At 69.7% G+C, this 14,477-nt stretch carries 14 protein-coding genes and 1 pseudogene; all 15 read left to right on the plus strand.

What is annotated here, in order from left to right; all coding sequences use genetic code 11:
* Positions 1–286 (plus strand): annotated as a pseudogene (locus MXD95_RS08625) (hypothetical protein); the annotation flags it as partial.
* A gap of 15 nt (positions 287–301) precedes the next feature.
* Positions 302–499, plus strand: a complete 198-nt coding sequence (locus tag MXD95_RS08630) for a hypothetical protein (protein WP_250640022.1) — start codon at positions 302–304, stop codon at positions 497–499.
* A gap of 719 nt (positions 500–1,218) precedes the next feature.
* Entirely contained in the window at positions 1,219–1,764 is a 546-nt protein-coding gene (locus MXD95_RS08635) for a hypothetical protein (protein WP_250640023.1), read from the plus strand.
* An 884-nt stretch (positions 1,765–2,648) separates the two neighbouring features.
* Positions 2,649–2,783, plus strand: a complete 135-nt coding sequence (locus tag MXD95_RS28475; RefSeq protein ID WP_285223565.1) for a hypothetical protein — start codon at positions 2,649–2,651, stop codon at positions 2,781–2,783.
* Positions 2,784–2,820: 37 nt separating this feature from the next.
* A complete protein-coding gene (locus tag MXD95_RS08640; RefSeq protein ID WP_250640024.1) occupies positions 2,821–3,543 on the plus strand; it encodes an SAF domain-containing protein in 723 nt (240 codons plus the stop codon).
* Positions 3,544–3,597: 54 nt separating this feature from the next.
* Positions 3,598–4,395, plus strand: coding sequence for a MinD/ParA family ATP-binding protein (locus MXD95_RS08645; RefSeq protein ID WP_250640025.1), 798 nt, complete (start codon positions 3,598–3,600; stop codon positions 4,393–4,395).
* Complete coding sequence (locus MXD95_RS08650) at positions 4,395–5,837, plus strand: TadA family conjugal transfer-associated ATPase (protein WP_250640026.1); 1,443 nt, start codon at positions 4,395–4,397, stop codon at positions 5,835–5,837. Before MXD95_RS08645 ends, MXD95_RS08650 begins: the two co-directional genes overlap by 1 nt.
* Positions 5,834–6,718, plus strand: coding sequence for a type II secretion system F family protein (locus MXD95_RS08655; protein ID WP_250640027.1), 885 nt, complete (start codon positions 5,834–5,836; stop codon positions 6,716–6,718). The genes MXD95_RS08650 and MXD95_RS08655 overlap by 4 nt, the downstream gene beginning before the upstream one ends.
* Complete coding sequence (locus tag MXD95_RS08660; RefSeq protein WP_250640028.1) at positions 6,715–7,620, plus strand: type II secretion system F family protein; 906 nt, start codon at positions 6,715–6,717, stop codon at positions 7,618–7,620. The genes MXD95_RS08655 and MXD95_RS08660 overlap by 4 nt, the downstream gene beginning before the upstream one ends.
* Positions 7,621–7,644: 24 nt before the next feature.
* Complete coding sequence (locus MXD95_RS08665) at positions 7,645–7,842, plus strand: hypothetical protein (RefSeq protein ID WP_250640029.1); 198 nt, start codon at positions 7,645–7,647, stop codon at positions 7,840–7,842.
* A gap of 224 nt (positions 7,843–8,066) precedes the next feature.
* On the plus strand, positions 8,067–8,414 hold the full coding sequence (locus tag MXD95_RS08670) for a TadE/TadG family type IV pilus assembly protein (RefSeq protein WP_308301468.1): 348 nt from the start codon (positions 8,067–8,069) through the stop codon (positions 8,412–8,414).
* A complete protein-coding gene (locus tag MXD95_RS08675) occupies positions 8,411–8,866 on the plus strand; it encodes a TadE/TadG family type IV pilus assembly protein (RefSeq protein WP_250640031.1) in 456 nt (151 codons plus the stop codon). The genes MXD95_RS08670 and MXD95_RS08675 overlap by 4 nt, the downstream gene beginning before the upstream one ends.
* Positions 8,863–9,312 (plus strand): TadE/TadG family type IV pilus assembly protein, encoded by a 450-nt coding sequence (locus tag MXD95_RS08680; RefSeq protein ID WP_250640032.1) that lies wholly within the window; start codon positions 8,863–8,865, stop codon positions 9,310–9,312. Before MXD95_RS08675 ends, MXD95_RS08680 begins: the two co-directional genes overlap by 4 nt.
* Entirely contained in the window at positions 9,309–12,206 is a 2,898-nt protein-coding gene (locus MXD95_RS08685; RefSeq protein ID WP_285223567.1) for a bacterial transcriptional activator domain-containing protein, read from the plus strand. Before MXD95_RS08680 ends, MXD95_RS08685 begins: the two co-directional genes overlap by 4 nt.
* A gap of 1,234 nt (positions 12,207–13,440) precedes the next feature.
* Entirely contained in the window at positions 13,441–14,244 is an 804-nt protein-coding gene (locus MXD95_RS08690) for a hypothetical protein (RefSeq protein ID WP_250640033.1), read from the plus strand.
* The last annotated feature ends 233 nt before the right edge of the window (positions 14,245–14,477 follow it).

Genomic DNA, 14,477 nt, shown 5'->3' on the forward strand with positions numbered 1-14,477 from the left:
CATACGGCTCCTCGGCACCACCCACCCCATCACCCTCGCCGCCCAGACCAACCTCGCCATCGACCTCCGCCGACTCGACCACACCACCAACCCCATCACCCTCCCCGCCCAGACCAACCTCGCCACCGACCTCCGCCGACTCGGCCACACCACCCACGCCGAACAACTCCACACCACCACCGTCACACACATGGGAGAGACACTCGGCATCAACCACCCCGCCACCCGCAACGCCGCCGCCGGCTGGATCCGCGCCAACTGCGACATCGACCCCATGCCCCTATGACAACGGATGGCCCTGATGACGACGGCGGGAAGCTGCCGGTTCAACGCGGTCTCCTCCGCGCTGGGACACGTCGGCGTCGACGTCGGCCGGTGCCGGGCGGCCACCGTGCGGCGCCGGGCCCGGCTACAGGCCACGGTCGCCACCGTCCGGAACAGATACGCCAGGCCGCTCTGCGGATCGATCTGCGTCCAGCGCGCCGCCACCCGCAGATAGGCGTCTTGGAGCACGTCCTCGCCGGAGGCGTACGCCTGGATCGTCCAGCATGGCCGGGGCGCCGTGCCGATCATCGGCGGCGGGGCGAAGCCAGGAGATCCACCTCGCGGTGACCGGTCACCGTCTACGCCGAGGAAGCAGTAAGGCGGCATCGGAGGAGCCACGACAGTCGAAAGATTTTTCGTCTGTTGCGCAATCCTGTCGTCATTACGAGAGCGGAGCTGGGCTTTAGCCTGAGACTCTCCGTATGCAGCCGTCCGGACTGGTCTGGTGACCAGCTCCAGGCGCGCGAGGTCCGTGCCGTTACGATCAGGCAGATCCGCCTGCGCCTGCGCGGTTATGCGGCGATGGATGACCCGCATGGTATCTCAAGGTCATATTCGGCCACGGTCACCCCAAGTAGCCAATCTTGCTCAGCTCGCGAATTATATAGCTTACTCACCCATTTTTCGCTATGGCATTTGTCTCCCTTGCGGTGACGTGGGGTTACGGGGTTACAACACTGCGGTCGGGATATGGCACGGGGTCATGGACGGGTAACGATTTTGGTGCATCGATCGGTAGCCTGGGCTCGCATCTGGGGCGGAAGATCGCTCCACGGTGTCGACCTCGTGGTCGCCGACGGCGGTGGGGCGTCTCATGCCACGCGGCGATCCAAGGCGGACGCGGCGGGGGCCCGAGTTCGCGTCGACTGGCGGGTACGAGCCGCTGGGCTCTGCATGGCGATCGCCGTCGCGCTGATCCTTACCGGCTGCGGTTCGCGTGGTCGGCCGGCGATGCCCACGACGCCCACCTCGTCCTCCTCGGTCCGGTCGAGTAGCCCAGCAGCGACGGCACCGGCATCGCCGGCGGAGGCCGCGCGGCGCGATGCGCTGGCGGCGTACCTCGGGATGTGGAAGGCATACGCGCAGGCGAGCCACACCTCCGATTGGCAGGCGCCGAATCTGTCGCAGTATGCCTCGGGTGATGCCTTGCAGTTTGTCACCCGCAACCTGTATGCAGATCACTACAACGGCCTGATTTCCAAAGGCGAGCCGGTCAACAAACCGCGGGTAACGTCGGCGGGTCAGGAAAACCCGCCGAAGTCGGTGATGGTCGTGGACTGTGCGGACGACCGGAACTGGTTGCAGTACAGAACCGACGGGTCGTTGCTGGATAGCACTCCGGGGGCGTTGCATCGCGTTGTCGCTGAGGTGCGGCTACACACCGACGGCAAGTGGCGCGTCACGCAGTTCGGAATCGATTCGGCGGGATCATGCCAATGAGGCGGCACGTCATCATCATCGCGCTTGTGGTGCCGGCGATCTGTTTTCTTGCCTTCCCGGCTGCTGCCGGTGGCGTCTTCGGCAGGGTGACATGCGACCAGAATCCCCACCCAGGGTGCGATCTGCTTGCCGGAGGTGACGGACCCTCCACCCCGGCGCCGTCGTCCGAGCGTCCCTCGACTGCCGCGCCCCGATCAGGTGGGGCCGGCGGGCAGGCGCATGCGGCGTCTCCCGCGGACAGGGCGATAGGGGCGCCGTCGGTGGCTAAGGCGGATTGCTCGTATGTCCGCAGCGACTATCAATCTGCGACCGACAGTGCCCAGCCGGTTTCCTATCAGCGACGGGGCTCCGGTGCCTTGGTGGTTAGGCCGGCCGTGCTCAGGTCGTCGGGGCTGTCGGTGCGCCCGGTGGCGACCCAGGCCGGGCAGGGGCCAGGAGCGTGGTATGTCTATCAGTGCACTACCGACGGTCAGCGGGATGCGTTGTATCGGCCGCCGGTGTGGATTGCGGACGCGGCTCCGGGGGCCGCGGCTGCACCGGATCCGGCGGCGTTGGCGGAGCAGGCGCGTAGTCAACTGCGCCTTGCCGGGCCTCGGATTGATATGAATCCAACAAGTGATCAACTGGTTGGTCTGCCGACGTGGCTCTGGTTGGATCCGGCGGGGTGGAATCAGGTGGCGGCAACGGCGGCGGCAGGCGGGGTGTCGGTGACCGCGCTCGCCAGGCCCGTACAGGTGGTGTGGTCCGCGGGGGACGGCGGGACCGTGACGTGCAACGGTCCGGGTACGCCCTTTCCGGCTGGCGGTAATCCCACGTCTGCGTCGCCGGACTGCGGTTATACCTACCGTCATCGGTCGCTGGACGAAGCGGGCGGGACGTTTGCGGTGACGGCGACGGTGCGCTGGGACGTGACCTGGTCCGGGGTCGGCCAGGCGGGCGCGTTCGCGGGGTTGACGACGGTCTCGACGGCGGTGAGCCGGGTGATTGATGTTCCGGCGTTGACGACGGGTGGTGGCTGATCGTGTTCCTGATCGATGGGCTCGGATTCGGCGAGGCATGGTGCTGTTCGTGCGGGACGAGCGGAGAGGCGACGCCGTGGTGACCGCGTCATCGCCGCGTGCCGCAGGAACCGAGCATGACCTTCGACGTGCGGGTGCGAGGCCGGCGGCGCGGCTGACCGGTGGTGTACGGCGGCGTCGGCGGGTGCCGTATCTGCTGCTGGGGCTGGTGCTGGTGGTCGGTTGCGCGGCTGCTGGTCTGGTCGCGGGTGTGCGGGTGGGGTCCCGGACACCGGTACTGGTGCTGGCCCGTCCGGTGACGGTGGGTCATGTGCTGGTGGCGGCGGATCTGCGGGAGGCGCGGATCTCTTCCGGGGGCGTGGACACGATCGCGTCCGGGGCGAGAGCCACCGTGCTGGGCCGGCCGGTCGCCTACAGCCTGCCCGCGGGCACGGTGCTCAGCCGTGCGACTGTCGGCGCCGCGCAGGTTCCCCCGACTGGGCAGGCGATTGCCGCGGTGGCGGTGAAAGCCGGCCAGTTCCCCACCGGTCTGGCGTCCGGTTCCCGGGTCAGCGTGGTGGCGGCTCCAGCGGCCAGCGCGGTAGCGACGACGCCGGACGATGAGGCCCGTTCGTGGTTGGCGACGGTCGTCGCGGTGGTGGCATCAGATAGCGATCAGACGGTGGTATCGCTGCAGCTAGCCGAGGGCGACGCGCGTGCACTGGCTGCGGCTCCAGCGGGGCAGATCAGCGTGGTCACGGTCAACGGATCCGGGCGGTGACCCCTCGTGATCATCATGGTGGGGTCGTTGAAAGGGTCGCCGGGGGCGACCACGGTGAGCTTGGCGTTGGCGGACCGCTGGCCAGTGAGCGGCGGGAATCCGCTGGTGGTGGAAGCCGATCCCGCCGGCGGTGATATCGCGGCACGGTTCGCGTTGGCATCAGGGCGAGGGATGGTGTCGCTGGCCGCCGCCGGTCGCCGGGGCGATCAACCTCCGCAGGATCTCGACGAACATGTCCAGGAACTCCCCGGTGGCCTTGAGGTGCTGTGTACGCCGGCCGGCGCGGAGCAGGCCCGCCAGGTGGTCACCGAACTCGCCAGCGGCGTCTGGACTCTGTTGCAGGCCGCGGCGCGGGCACAGGGCCGGCCATTGATTGTCGACTGTGGACGGCTCGATCCGCTGTCCCCCACGGGCTCGCTGGTGAGGGCGGCGGACGTGCTGCTGCTGGTGATGCGGCCTCGTGATGACGAGCTGTCGCAGCTGGCAGCGCGGATGGCCGTGGTGCAGGGCTGGGGGCTGCCGGCCTGGCATGTACTGGTGGTCGAGGGACCGGGACGGGCGGAGAGCCACCGGGTGCGGGAGATCTCCCGGGTGCTGGGGTCCCGGGTACTGGGCCCGGTGCCGTATGACACTGGCGCCGCGGACGTGCTCGCGGGCCGCCGTCGCACCCGGGCAGGGATAGGGCGCACACGGCTCGGTCGGACGGTCGCTGGGATCGCCGACGCTCTGGTCGCCACCGTGCCGGTGGAGGCGGCGCCGCCCGCGCCGCAGGTGCGGCGGGAGTTGCCGCCGTTGCCGCCTGATCCGGTGTGGCCGCAGGCCGGGTCGCCGACGTGGACGGAGGCGTCGTGATGAGCCTGCCAGCCTGGCACGACCCAGACCGCGCACCCGCGGCGCCTGACCGTGCAGGCGGGTCGGGCGGTGCATGGGTGCCGTGGGCCGGTGGGCGTCCCGCTCCGACGGATCTTCCTGGGCGACCATCAGGTTCGGCGGCGCAGGCGCTGCGTGACCGGCTCCGGGAGGGACTGCGGGCGGCGCTGGCAGCCCGGCTGCGGGCGGACGACGACGCCGGCGGCCCGCCCATGAGCGGGCCCGAGCGGGAGGAATTCGCCCGCGCGGTGCTGGCCAATCTCGCCGAGGAACACACCACCGCGCAGCTCGCCCGCGGCGCCCCGCTGCTCGCCCCCGCGGACGAACAGCGGGTCGTCGCCGAGATGCTGGCCGAAGTCCTGGGGCTCGGCGGACTGGAACCGCTGCTCGCCGACACGACCATCGAGAACATCAACCTCACCGGGGACCGGGTCTTTGTCCGGCGGGCGGACGGCAGCCGCTACCGGATGCCGCCGATCACCGGATCAGATGCCGAGCTGGTAGGCCTGATTCGGGATCTGGCCGCGCACGCCGGAGTAGAGGAGCGGCGGTGGGATCGCGGCGCACCGATGGTGAATTTTCATCTGCCGGATCGGAGCCGAGTGTTCGCGGTCATGGCGGTCACCGAGCGGCCGAGCGTGTCGATCCGCCGGCACCGGCTCCGCCACGTCACCCTGGCCGGCCTGCGGGAAAACGGCACCCTCGACTACGGCTTGGAAGCGCTACTCGCCGCACTGGTGCGGGCGCGCAAGAACATCATCGTGGCCGGAGGGACAGCGATCGGGAAGACGACGATGCTGCTCGCGCTCGCCGACCAGATCCCGCAGTCCGAACGGCTGATCACCGTGGAGGACGTCTACGAGCTCGGGCTGGACGCCGACGAGCAGGCCCATCCCGACGTCGTCGCGCTGCAGGTCCGCGAACCCAACACCGAGGGCGAAGGCGCGGTCTCAGCTGCGGAGTTGGTGCGGGCGGCGCTGCGGATGAGTCCGGACCGAGTGATCGTCGGTGAGGTCCGTGGCCCGGAGGTCATCCCGATGCTCAACGCGATGTCGCAGGGCAACGACGGGTCGATGACGACGATCCACAGCTCGACCAGCCGCGGCGTGTTCACCAGGCTCGCGTCCTACGCGGTGCAGGGCCCCGAACGCCTCCCGGTCGAAGCGACGAACCTGCTGATCGCCTCCGCGATCCACGTGGTCGTGCACCTTGCCGAGCCCCGCGGGGAACGCGGCCGGCGGGTGGTGTCCTCGGTGCGGGAGGTCGTGGACGCGGACGGCACGCAGATCGTGACGAACGAGCTGTACCGGCCGGGCCCGGACCGCCGGGGTCTGCCGGCGGCTCCGCCGACCGGAGAGTTGCTCGATGACCTTCAGAGTGTGGGCTTCGACCCGGACGTGCTGTCGCGGGGGTGGTGGGCGTGACCGGCCTTTTCGGCCTGCTGGGCCTCGGGGTAGGAGCCGGCCTGCTGCTGATCGTCTACGGCTGGCGAGGAACTAACGACGACGCCCGCCCGCGCCGTGTACGAACCTGGCCGCTGCCGTGGCGGACAGATCCGCGATTCGGCCGCTGGACTGCCGCGTCGCTCATCGGCGGCATCGTCGCGGGGCTGGTGACCGGCTGGATCGTGGGCGGTCTGCTGGCCGCGCTGGCGGTGTACGGTCTGCCGCGGATGCTGGGCCCGGACCGGGCGCAGGCCCGCCATGTCGCCCGTACCCAGGGCATCGCGGTGTGGGCCGAGCAGCTCCGAGACACCCTCGCCGCCGCGGCCGGCCTGGAACAGGCGATCGTGGCCACCGCGCCCGCCGCACCCGCCGCGATCCGCGCCGACGTCGCCACGCTGGCCGCCCGCCTCGAGCGCCGCGACCGGCTGGCCCCCGCGCTGCGTGGTCTCGCGGACGATCTGGACGATCCGCTGGCCGACCTGGTGATCGGCGCGTTGATCCTGGCCAGTGAGCATCAGGCCCGGCAGCTGTCCGGGCTGCTCGGTCAGCTCGCCGCGACCGCCCGCGCGCAGGTCGACATGCTGGGCCGCATCGAGGTGGGCCGGGCCCGCACCCGCACGACGATGCGGGTCGTCGTCCTCACCAGCCTGGTGTTCGCCGTCGGCCTCGTCGCGCTCGACCGCGCCTTCCTCGCCCCGTACAGCACTGCCACCGGCCAGCTGGTCCTACTCGCGGTCGGAGCGATCTTCGCCGGCGGATTCGTGTGGCTGCGGCGCATGGCCGCCGTCACGACCCCGCCCCGGTTCCTGGCAGACGAGTCCGCAGCGCCCGTGGCGGCCATGGGACGGGCGGGGCCATGACCGTGCTGCTGATGCTGCTGGCCGCCGGTGTCGGTGTGGGCCTATGGGCTCTGGCCGTCTGGCTGGTCCCGCCCCGCCCGTCCCTGGACGAGGTCCTGGCCCGCCTCGACCCCACCCCGACCGCACCCGCCGCCGCGACGGTGACGCCGGCCGATCCGGATGGCTGGGCGGTACGGGCAGGCCGGCCGATGGCCGGCCTGCTGCGCGCCGCGGGCCTGCCGACCCAGGCGCTTCGCGGCGACCTGGCCACCCTTGGCCGTTCCACCGAGGCGTATCTCGCCGAGAAAGCGACAGCCGCCCTGGTAGGTCTGTTTCTCCCCTCGCTGGTCGGGCTGGCTTTCACCGCGGCGGGCCGGCCGTTTCCCTGGGCGCTACCCGTCACGCTCGCACTGCTGCTCGCGGCTCTGGGGTTTCTGCTGCCGGACATGACCGTGCGCAACGACGCAGCCGAGCGGCGCCGGGCCTTCCGTCATGCGCTGTCCGCGTACCTTTCGCTGATTCAGGTACTGCTCGCCGGCGGCGCGGGGGTGGAAACCGCACTGACCGACGCGGCGCAGATCGGCACCGGCTGGCCGTTCGACACGATCCGCCGCACACTACGCACCGCCCGCGAAACCCGCGTCAGCCCCTGGGGCGCGCTGGGCCGCCTCGGCGCAGACCTACAGATCAACGAACTCGTCGAGCTCGCCGACGCCATCAGCCTCGCCGGCACCGAAGGCGCCCGCGTCCGCCAGTCCCTCGACGCCAAAGCCGCCGCGCTGCGCTCCCGGCAGGCCCAGGACGCCGAAGCCGACGCGAACGCCGCCACCGAACGCATGAGTATCCCCGGCGTACTGATCGCAGCCGGATTCATCCTGTTCATTTTCTACCCATCCCTGACCCAGATCACCACATCCCTGTAATTCCCTTCCGTGGAGGGACAGCAAATGCGTATCTTCTTTCAAGCCTGGTGGGCGCGTTACGTTCTCTGGGCAGCGAGTCGTCCCGACGATGCGGAGCGGGATCGGGGTGATACCACGCAGAACGTCATCTGGATCGCGTTCTTCGCCGCGCTTGCTCTCACCGTGATCGGTATCTTCGGCCCGAAGATCCTCGATGCCGCCAAAAGCGTCGCGTTCAAATAGGCATCCCGACGATGCCAACTCCCACACGTTTGACCGGTAGCCGATCCCGGCCGCGTGCTGCCCCGGACCGGTCCGCGACCGCAGGGCGGACCGTGGCGGGGAGCCGCATGGGCCCACACCCGCGTCCGGCCGACAGGCGCGGTCCTCAGGGCTTCGCGCGGCGGTCCGCGCGCCCTTTAGCCGTCGCGTCGGGCGGCGAGCAAAGGGACGGCGGGGCGACGACGGTGGAGATGGTGTTCGTGTTGCCGTTGCTGTTCACGGTCGTGCTGCTGCTCGCGCAGGTCACGGTCTGGGCGCATGCCCGCCATGTCGCGCAGGCCACCGCCGCCCGCACGCTGGCCGCGGCCCGCGCGGACGGCGGCAGCGTCGCCGCCGGCCAGGCCGCCGCCAGCTCCACGCTCGACCAGCTTGGCCGGGGCAGCCTCACCCACCCGCGGGTCACCATCACCCGCGGCGCCGACCAGGCGAGGGTCCACGTCCACGGCACCGCCGCCAGCGTCCTGTTCGGTCTGCACGTCGGGGTGGATGCCGACGCCGCCGGACCCGTCGAGCACCGTCCCGTAGCACCATGACCGGCGACCCAGCATCCACCACCGCGGCCGGCGGGGACGGTGATGGTGGGTCCGCGACCACCGAACTGGTCCTGATCATGCCTGTTCTGGTGTTGATGCTGCTGTTCCTCGTCCTGTGCTACCGCATCAGCGACGCACGGCTGCAGCTCGCCGATGCCGCGCACCAGGCTGCCCGCGCCGCCTCGATCGCCCCCAGCACCGCGCAGGCCATCACCGATGCCCGTGCTACCGCGCAGAGCGCGCTGACCGGCGCCGGGGTGACCTGCCAGCGGTTGGCCGTCGCCACCGACCCCGCCGGCCTCACTCCCGGCGCCCTGGTCCGGGTGACGCTCACGTGCACCACCACCCTCGACGATCTTGCGCTGCTGGGGACCCCGGGAACAGCGACCCTGCATGCCTCCTCCACGTCGCCCGTCGACGAGTTCGGTAACCAGGCTGGGCGGGCGTCATGAGCCACCGGCTCGCCATCCGAACCAGACGAGACGAGGAGACGGTCACCGACGCGGGGACAGTGACCGTGTTCGTCGTGGTGCTGATGGCCGCGTTCGTCATGTTCGGCGGGCTGATCCTCGACGCCGGCGGCGTCCTCACCGACAAGATCAGCGCGATGGGTGTGGCGCAGGAAGCCGCCCGCGCCGGCGCTCAGCGACTCGACCTCACGGCGTTCCGCCAGACCGGAACCGTTCGCCTCGCACCCGACCAGGCGGTCACCGCGGCCCGCGCCTATCTCGCCCAGGCTGGTGTCACCGGCAACGCGACCGTCGCGGACAACACGATCACGGTCACCGTCACCGCGGACCATCACACCCAGCTGCTGGGCATCCTCGGCCTCGACACGCTCACCATCACCGCCACCGGCAGCGCCCATCCCGCCCCGCCCACGGAAACGGTCCCATGAGACAGCCTCGCGCCCGTCCCCGCCGACGCCGGCTCACCACCGCTGGGCAAACACTGGGCCAACTACTCGGGGCCGCCCTCGCCTTGGGGGCGCTGATCGCGCTGGTCGGCGGCCTGCCGTGGGGGCTGTGGCACTTCATCGGCTGGCCCCTGCCCCATCACGTACCGTCCTGGTCGGAGATCTCGGCGCGGCTGACCGGGCCGATGGACGACAGCCTTCTGCTGGACATCCTCGCGGTGCTGCTGTGGCCGCTGTGGGCGGCGTTCACCCTCTCGGTGGCCGCGGCCGTGCCCGACGTCGTACGCACAGCACGCTGGCCCAGCCACCACCCGCCGATGCCCAGCGGAGGGCTGCGGGGGCTGGCCACCTTCCTACTGGGCGCCGTGCTGCTCGTCGCCCTGCACTCCCGCACCCCCCTCACCCTGGCCGCTGGCCCCACCGCCACCCCGGCCGCGGCCACCGCGCCCGCCGCCCCCCACCTCGTCACCGCCGCGGCCCTCAGCACGGCCGACCCGGCGCTGCCGCCCGCGGCGCCGGGGACCGTGGTCGTGCAGCTGCCGCACAAAGGCGTGTACGACAGCCTGTGGCGCATCGCTGACCGTGCCCTGGGCGACGGCGCCCGCTGGCCGCAGATCTGGGCGCTCAACCACGGCGTCGTCCAGGCCGACGGGCACGCGCTCACCCAGCCCGCGCTGATCCGCCCCGGCTGGATCCTCCATCTACCCACCCAGTCCACCCCAACCGCACCCTCCACCAGCCCGGCCCCCTCCCACCCGTCCCCGTCCGCGACCGCCAGCCCACCTGTGACCAGCCGGCCCGCCACACCGGCCCCGGCGACCAGCACGCCCGCCCTCCCCAGCACCCCACCCTCCGCAGCCAGCCGCCCCGCGGCCAGGCCCGCCACGCCCACGCCGGCGCCCTCGCACCCGCCGGCCGTGCACGCGTCGCCTCCGGCCGCTCCGGCTCCCACCCGGTCGCCGGGAATCCAACTGCCGTCCGGGGCCTATCTCGGTGTCGGCGCGGTCGCACTGGTGATGGTGGCGGTATTCTCCGTGCGGCTGTGGCGCCGCCGCCACTACGTGCCCGGCAGCGGCATCCGCGACGACCTCGACGACGGCCCCGTCATCCGCGAGCTCGCGCTCGCCTACGACGCCGCCACCGCCCCACCCGACAACCCCGACGACGGGGACGAACCGGCCGTCCCACGCCGCGCGGGTGATCCGCATGCCACCGGCCGCCGCCACGCCGCCCACACCGCCGCCGCCCACACCGCCCCACCCGGCCGGCGGCACGTCGGCACCAGCCCCGACGGCACGCCCCTCGCCCTCGACCTGGCTGCCACCCGCGGCCTGGGCCTGATCGGACCAGGAGCCGACGACGCGATCCGCGCCCTGCTCCTCGCCCTGCTCGCCGACCGACACCAGCCCGACAGCACCCCCGTGGAGATCCTCCTCCCCGCCGCGGACGCACAGCGACTTCTCGGCGAGGACCCCGCCGTCCACGCACCCCAGCGGCTGCATGTCGTCCCCGACCTGCCCACCCTGCTCGACCGCCTCGAAGCAGAGGTCGTCACCCGAGCACGGCGGGCTGCCGCCGGCGAGGACACCGGCCGGTCCACCCTGGTCGTCCTTGCCGCCCCTGACCAGACCACCGACCGCCGGCTGCAGGCCGTTCTCGACAACGGCAGCTCCTTCGACGTTCTCGGTATCCTGTACGGGCAGTGGCGGCCCGGCGGCACCGCCCGGATACGCCCCGACGGTGTCATCGGCGCCGCCAGCCCCACCCTCACCAGCCTCGTCGGCAGCCGCCTTTTCACCCTCCCCGCCGCCGACACCACCGACCTGCTCCACCTGCTCGCCGACGCCGACAGTCCCGCCCGCAACCAGGAGGCATACCGGCAGGCAAACCCTCCTCAGGGGCCACCGCCCCCACCCCCCACCTCCGCACCGCCCCCCGATAAGCCCGCAGCACCGCCCCCCGAGAACCCTCCGAGATCCGACGACACACCAGAAACGGCCGTGCCCTCGGCGAAGCGCGGCAGCACGCCAGCACCCCGCGAGACCCTCGACGCGCAGCCTGCACCCGATGCTGCTCCGAGCGGGCCGCAGAGCCCTCCCACGACCGCCACGCCGCTGCTACTCACCCTGCTCGACCGGCTGCAGCTGCAGTACCAAGCGGAACCCGACCGCGGCTACCAGCCGGTGGACGGGATCGGCGCCAAAGGCCGGGAAATCCTCGCCTATCTCTCAATCCATCCTGACGGCGCCAGCCGCACCGCGATCATCGACGCGCTCTGGCCCGACGACGGCAAACCCCAACGGCAACGAGACAATCGCTTCTACGCGGCGATCAGCCAGCTACGCCGCACCCTCACCGCAGCCGCCAACCTCGACGTCCTCACCCAGCAGAACAGCCGCTGGCAACTGCGACGCGACCTGCTCACCGTCGACCTCTGGCAGGCCCGCGACGCGCTCGTCGCCTACCGGCAGGCGACGACCACCACAGACAGGGCCACCGCGGTCCTGCGTCTCACCGCCGTGTATACCGGCAATCTGGCCGACGAACTCGCCGGCGCCTGGGCCGAGAGCCACCGCGAACATCTTCGACGGGAGGCAGTGGACGCGCTCGCCAGCATCACCACCTCTCTTGCCGACGCCGACCCTCGACGCCTTCAGTTTCTCGACCTTCTGCGCCGCCACGATCCATACAACGAACAGCCTTACCTTCAGATCGCCCAGACCCAGAGCCTCCTCGGCCAGCACGACGCCGTCGCCGCCACCCACCGCCAGCTCGTCGCGGCCCTCGCCGAACTCGGTGAACAACCCACACCCGAGACCGAACGCCGCCTCCGGACACTGTCCACGCCATCATCACCCGGCGCGCAGACAGCCTGACCGCAACCAACACTTCCCGCCGCCAGTTCATCAAAGCAACTGCCCTGGCCACTAGCCTTCTACATCCCAGGTATCATAAGCGGTGATCCCGAGCTGGCTTGCGGTTCGCTTATGCCGGCAAGGACCGCCGCACCAGGCCGCCGCCCTCTCGTGGCGAAGCCAGACACCGTCACGCCTGCACAGCGTGAGGACATAGGCTGCTGATCGGCAGAGGCGACAGGCAGGTCGAGTCGCGCTCCCATCCGCGCCCTAAAACGTACCAGAGGGATCGCCCATAGACGGGCAGCCCGATTTTCACCAGACACTCGGGCACCAGGCGATGGGGAGTTTGAGCTCACGGCCCTGGTCGGCAGCGGGGTCTCCTCAACAGACCCGGCCACCGGAGCGCACACAGGTCATCTCGCTGCCGCTTTTATGGATCGGACCTAGTTGGCCAGTCTGAACTGCCGAGACGGCTTTGTTGGCCACTCGGCAATGGGGCCCCCTACAGATCTGCTGTAGGGTCCGGCTGAAAATGAGCAGCCGGACCTGGGAGTTCGCGTCTACCTGAGCAGCGTTCCGAGGGGTGCGACCGGGATACTTGAGCAGCGGATGCCGGCCGCAGCGGTGCCCAGCGAGCTGCCAGCGAAGGCGTTTACCCTGGTCGGCGCTGCTCAAGTAGACCTGACCACCACTGCTCATACAGTGCTCACCATCGGTGGCCGCTGCTCATCTATACCTGGCCCCTGCACCTGCCGGGCCGCCCGCTGGACCTCCTACCGGACCCCCCACCGGCACCCCTGTAAAGGCAGGTGGGCGGGCGGAACACCGTTGACGCAGGTCAGACGAGGCGTGCCACCCGCCCAAGCGCTCCGCGACTTAATAGCGAGGCAACGAGCTGATAGTCGATGTCGGAGCTGCGGCTGGTGTTTGTTGGCTCCTTCTGCGGACCTGGTGGTTCGATTCCTGGCCGCGTATTTTTTTGTCTCATTCCCTTCGGTTTGGATCTGTTTGTTTCTTTGCTCTTTGGTTATGCTTTTTCCTTTCGTTCCTCCGCTTTCTGTTTTCGCTCCCCGGGTTACCATATCCATGCTCCCGAACTCCATCTTCATAATTACGTCATCGCCCAAAGAATCACGAATTGATGGACGATTGGGGGTTGCTTTCGGGCGTGCATAGGTGGAGAATTAGATATCGGCACCGGGAGCGTGACGACACCCCCCGGGAGTTCCCTCAAAGGTAGAGGAGAGATCTCGTGACCAATGGCGTCTTTTCTTCGGACACGCCGTCCGATCTTCCGGGTGCGAGAGTCCAGCCGGAAGACATGGCCAGAGTGACGGCGGACGACTGGCGCGCGATTCAAACCAAGGCGCGCAAGTTCTGCCGCGTCTTGGATGCGGTCTTCTCGCGTAAGCGGATGGACGGAAACGCGACCTACGCTGGTCATGGGTACGGCACGGCGGACGTGAGCGACGACATCACGCAGGATGCCGTGTTGCTGTTCGCCCAACTGCTTGGGAAGATCATTCGAAAGTTTGAGCCTGTGTCCTACTCCGTGGCCACGCGGGAAGCTGATTCGTGGCTCTACGTCACGAAGCAAGGTGGGACTTTCGTTGCCACCCGTGACAGCATTCAGTACACGGCCATGCGGGACGCTGCCCGACGCAACGGATACAAGATCGACAAGAAGCCTGACGAGATCGACGCGACTCCCGGGGCACAGCAGATGAAGGCTATTGCACGTATGGAGTTCGTAGCGGTCGCTACGGGCCTTGCTGCCAATAGTGAGGTTATATGGCGCTACGCGTTCGCTGACGGTCGGGAATTCCCCGTTCTCGCGGACGTGCTCAACGAAGGAAACCAGGCCGAGGACCTCGGGCGCGCGGGCATCCTTGCCAAGGTGGCACAGAAGCGGCAGGGGGGTGCCTACGGTTCCCGTCGCGCTGTGATCCGTACCCGTGACGCCGCTTTGGCGGAGTTCCGGGACCTGTCGGAACGGGCCGACGCGGTACGGGAAATGATCACCTACCGTGCCACGCGTGACGGCACGGAGGACTGACGTTCCATCCGTCACGTAGAGGGCACCGGGGAAAGACTCCCGGTGCCCTCTACGCATTTCTAAGCCGTTTTTGATGCCGGACGGTCGGAGCGCTTCCGGGCGCGTAACAAGGTAGCGGGTGGAAACATCCGAGCCTGCCCGGTGAGCGTGTATCCGGCCGGACGGTCGGAGCGCTTCCGGGCGCGTAACAAGGTAGCGGGTGGAAACATCCGAGCCTGCCCGGTGAGCGTGTA

Origin of the sequence: Frankia sp. AiPa1 (assembly GCF_023243075.1) — a bacterium.
Lineage (GTDB): Bacteria > Actinomycetota > Actinomycetes > Frankiales > Frankiaceae > Frankia.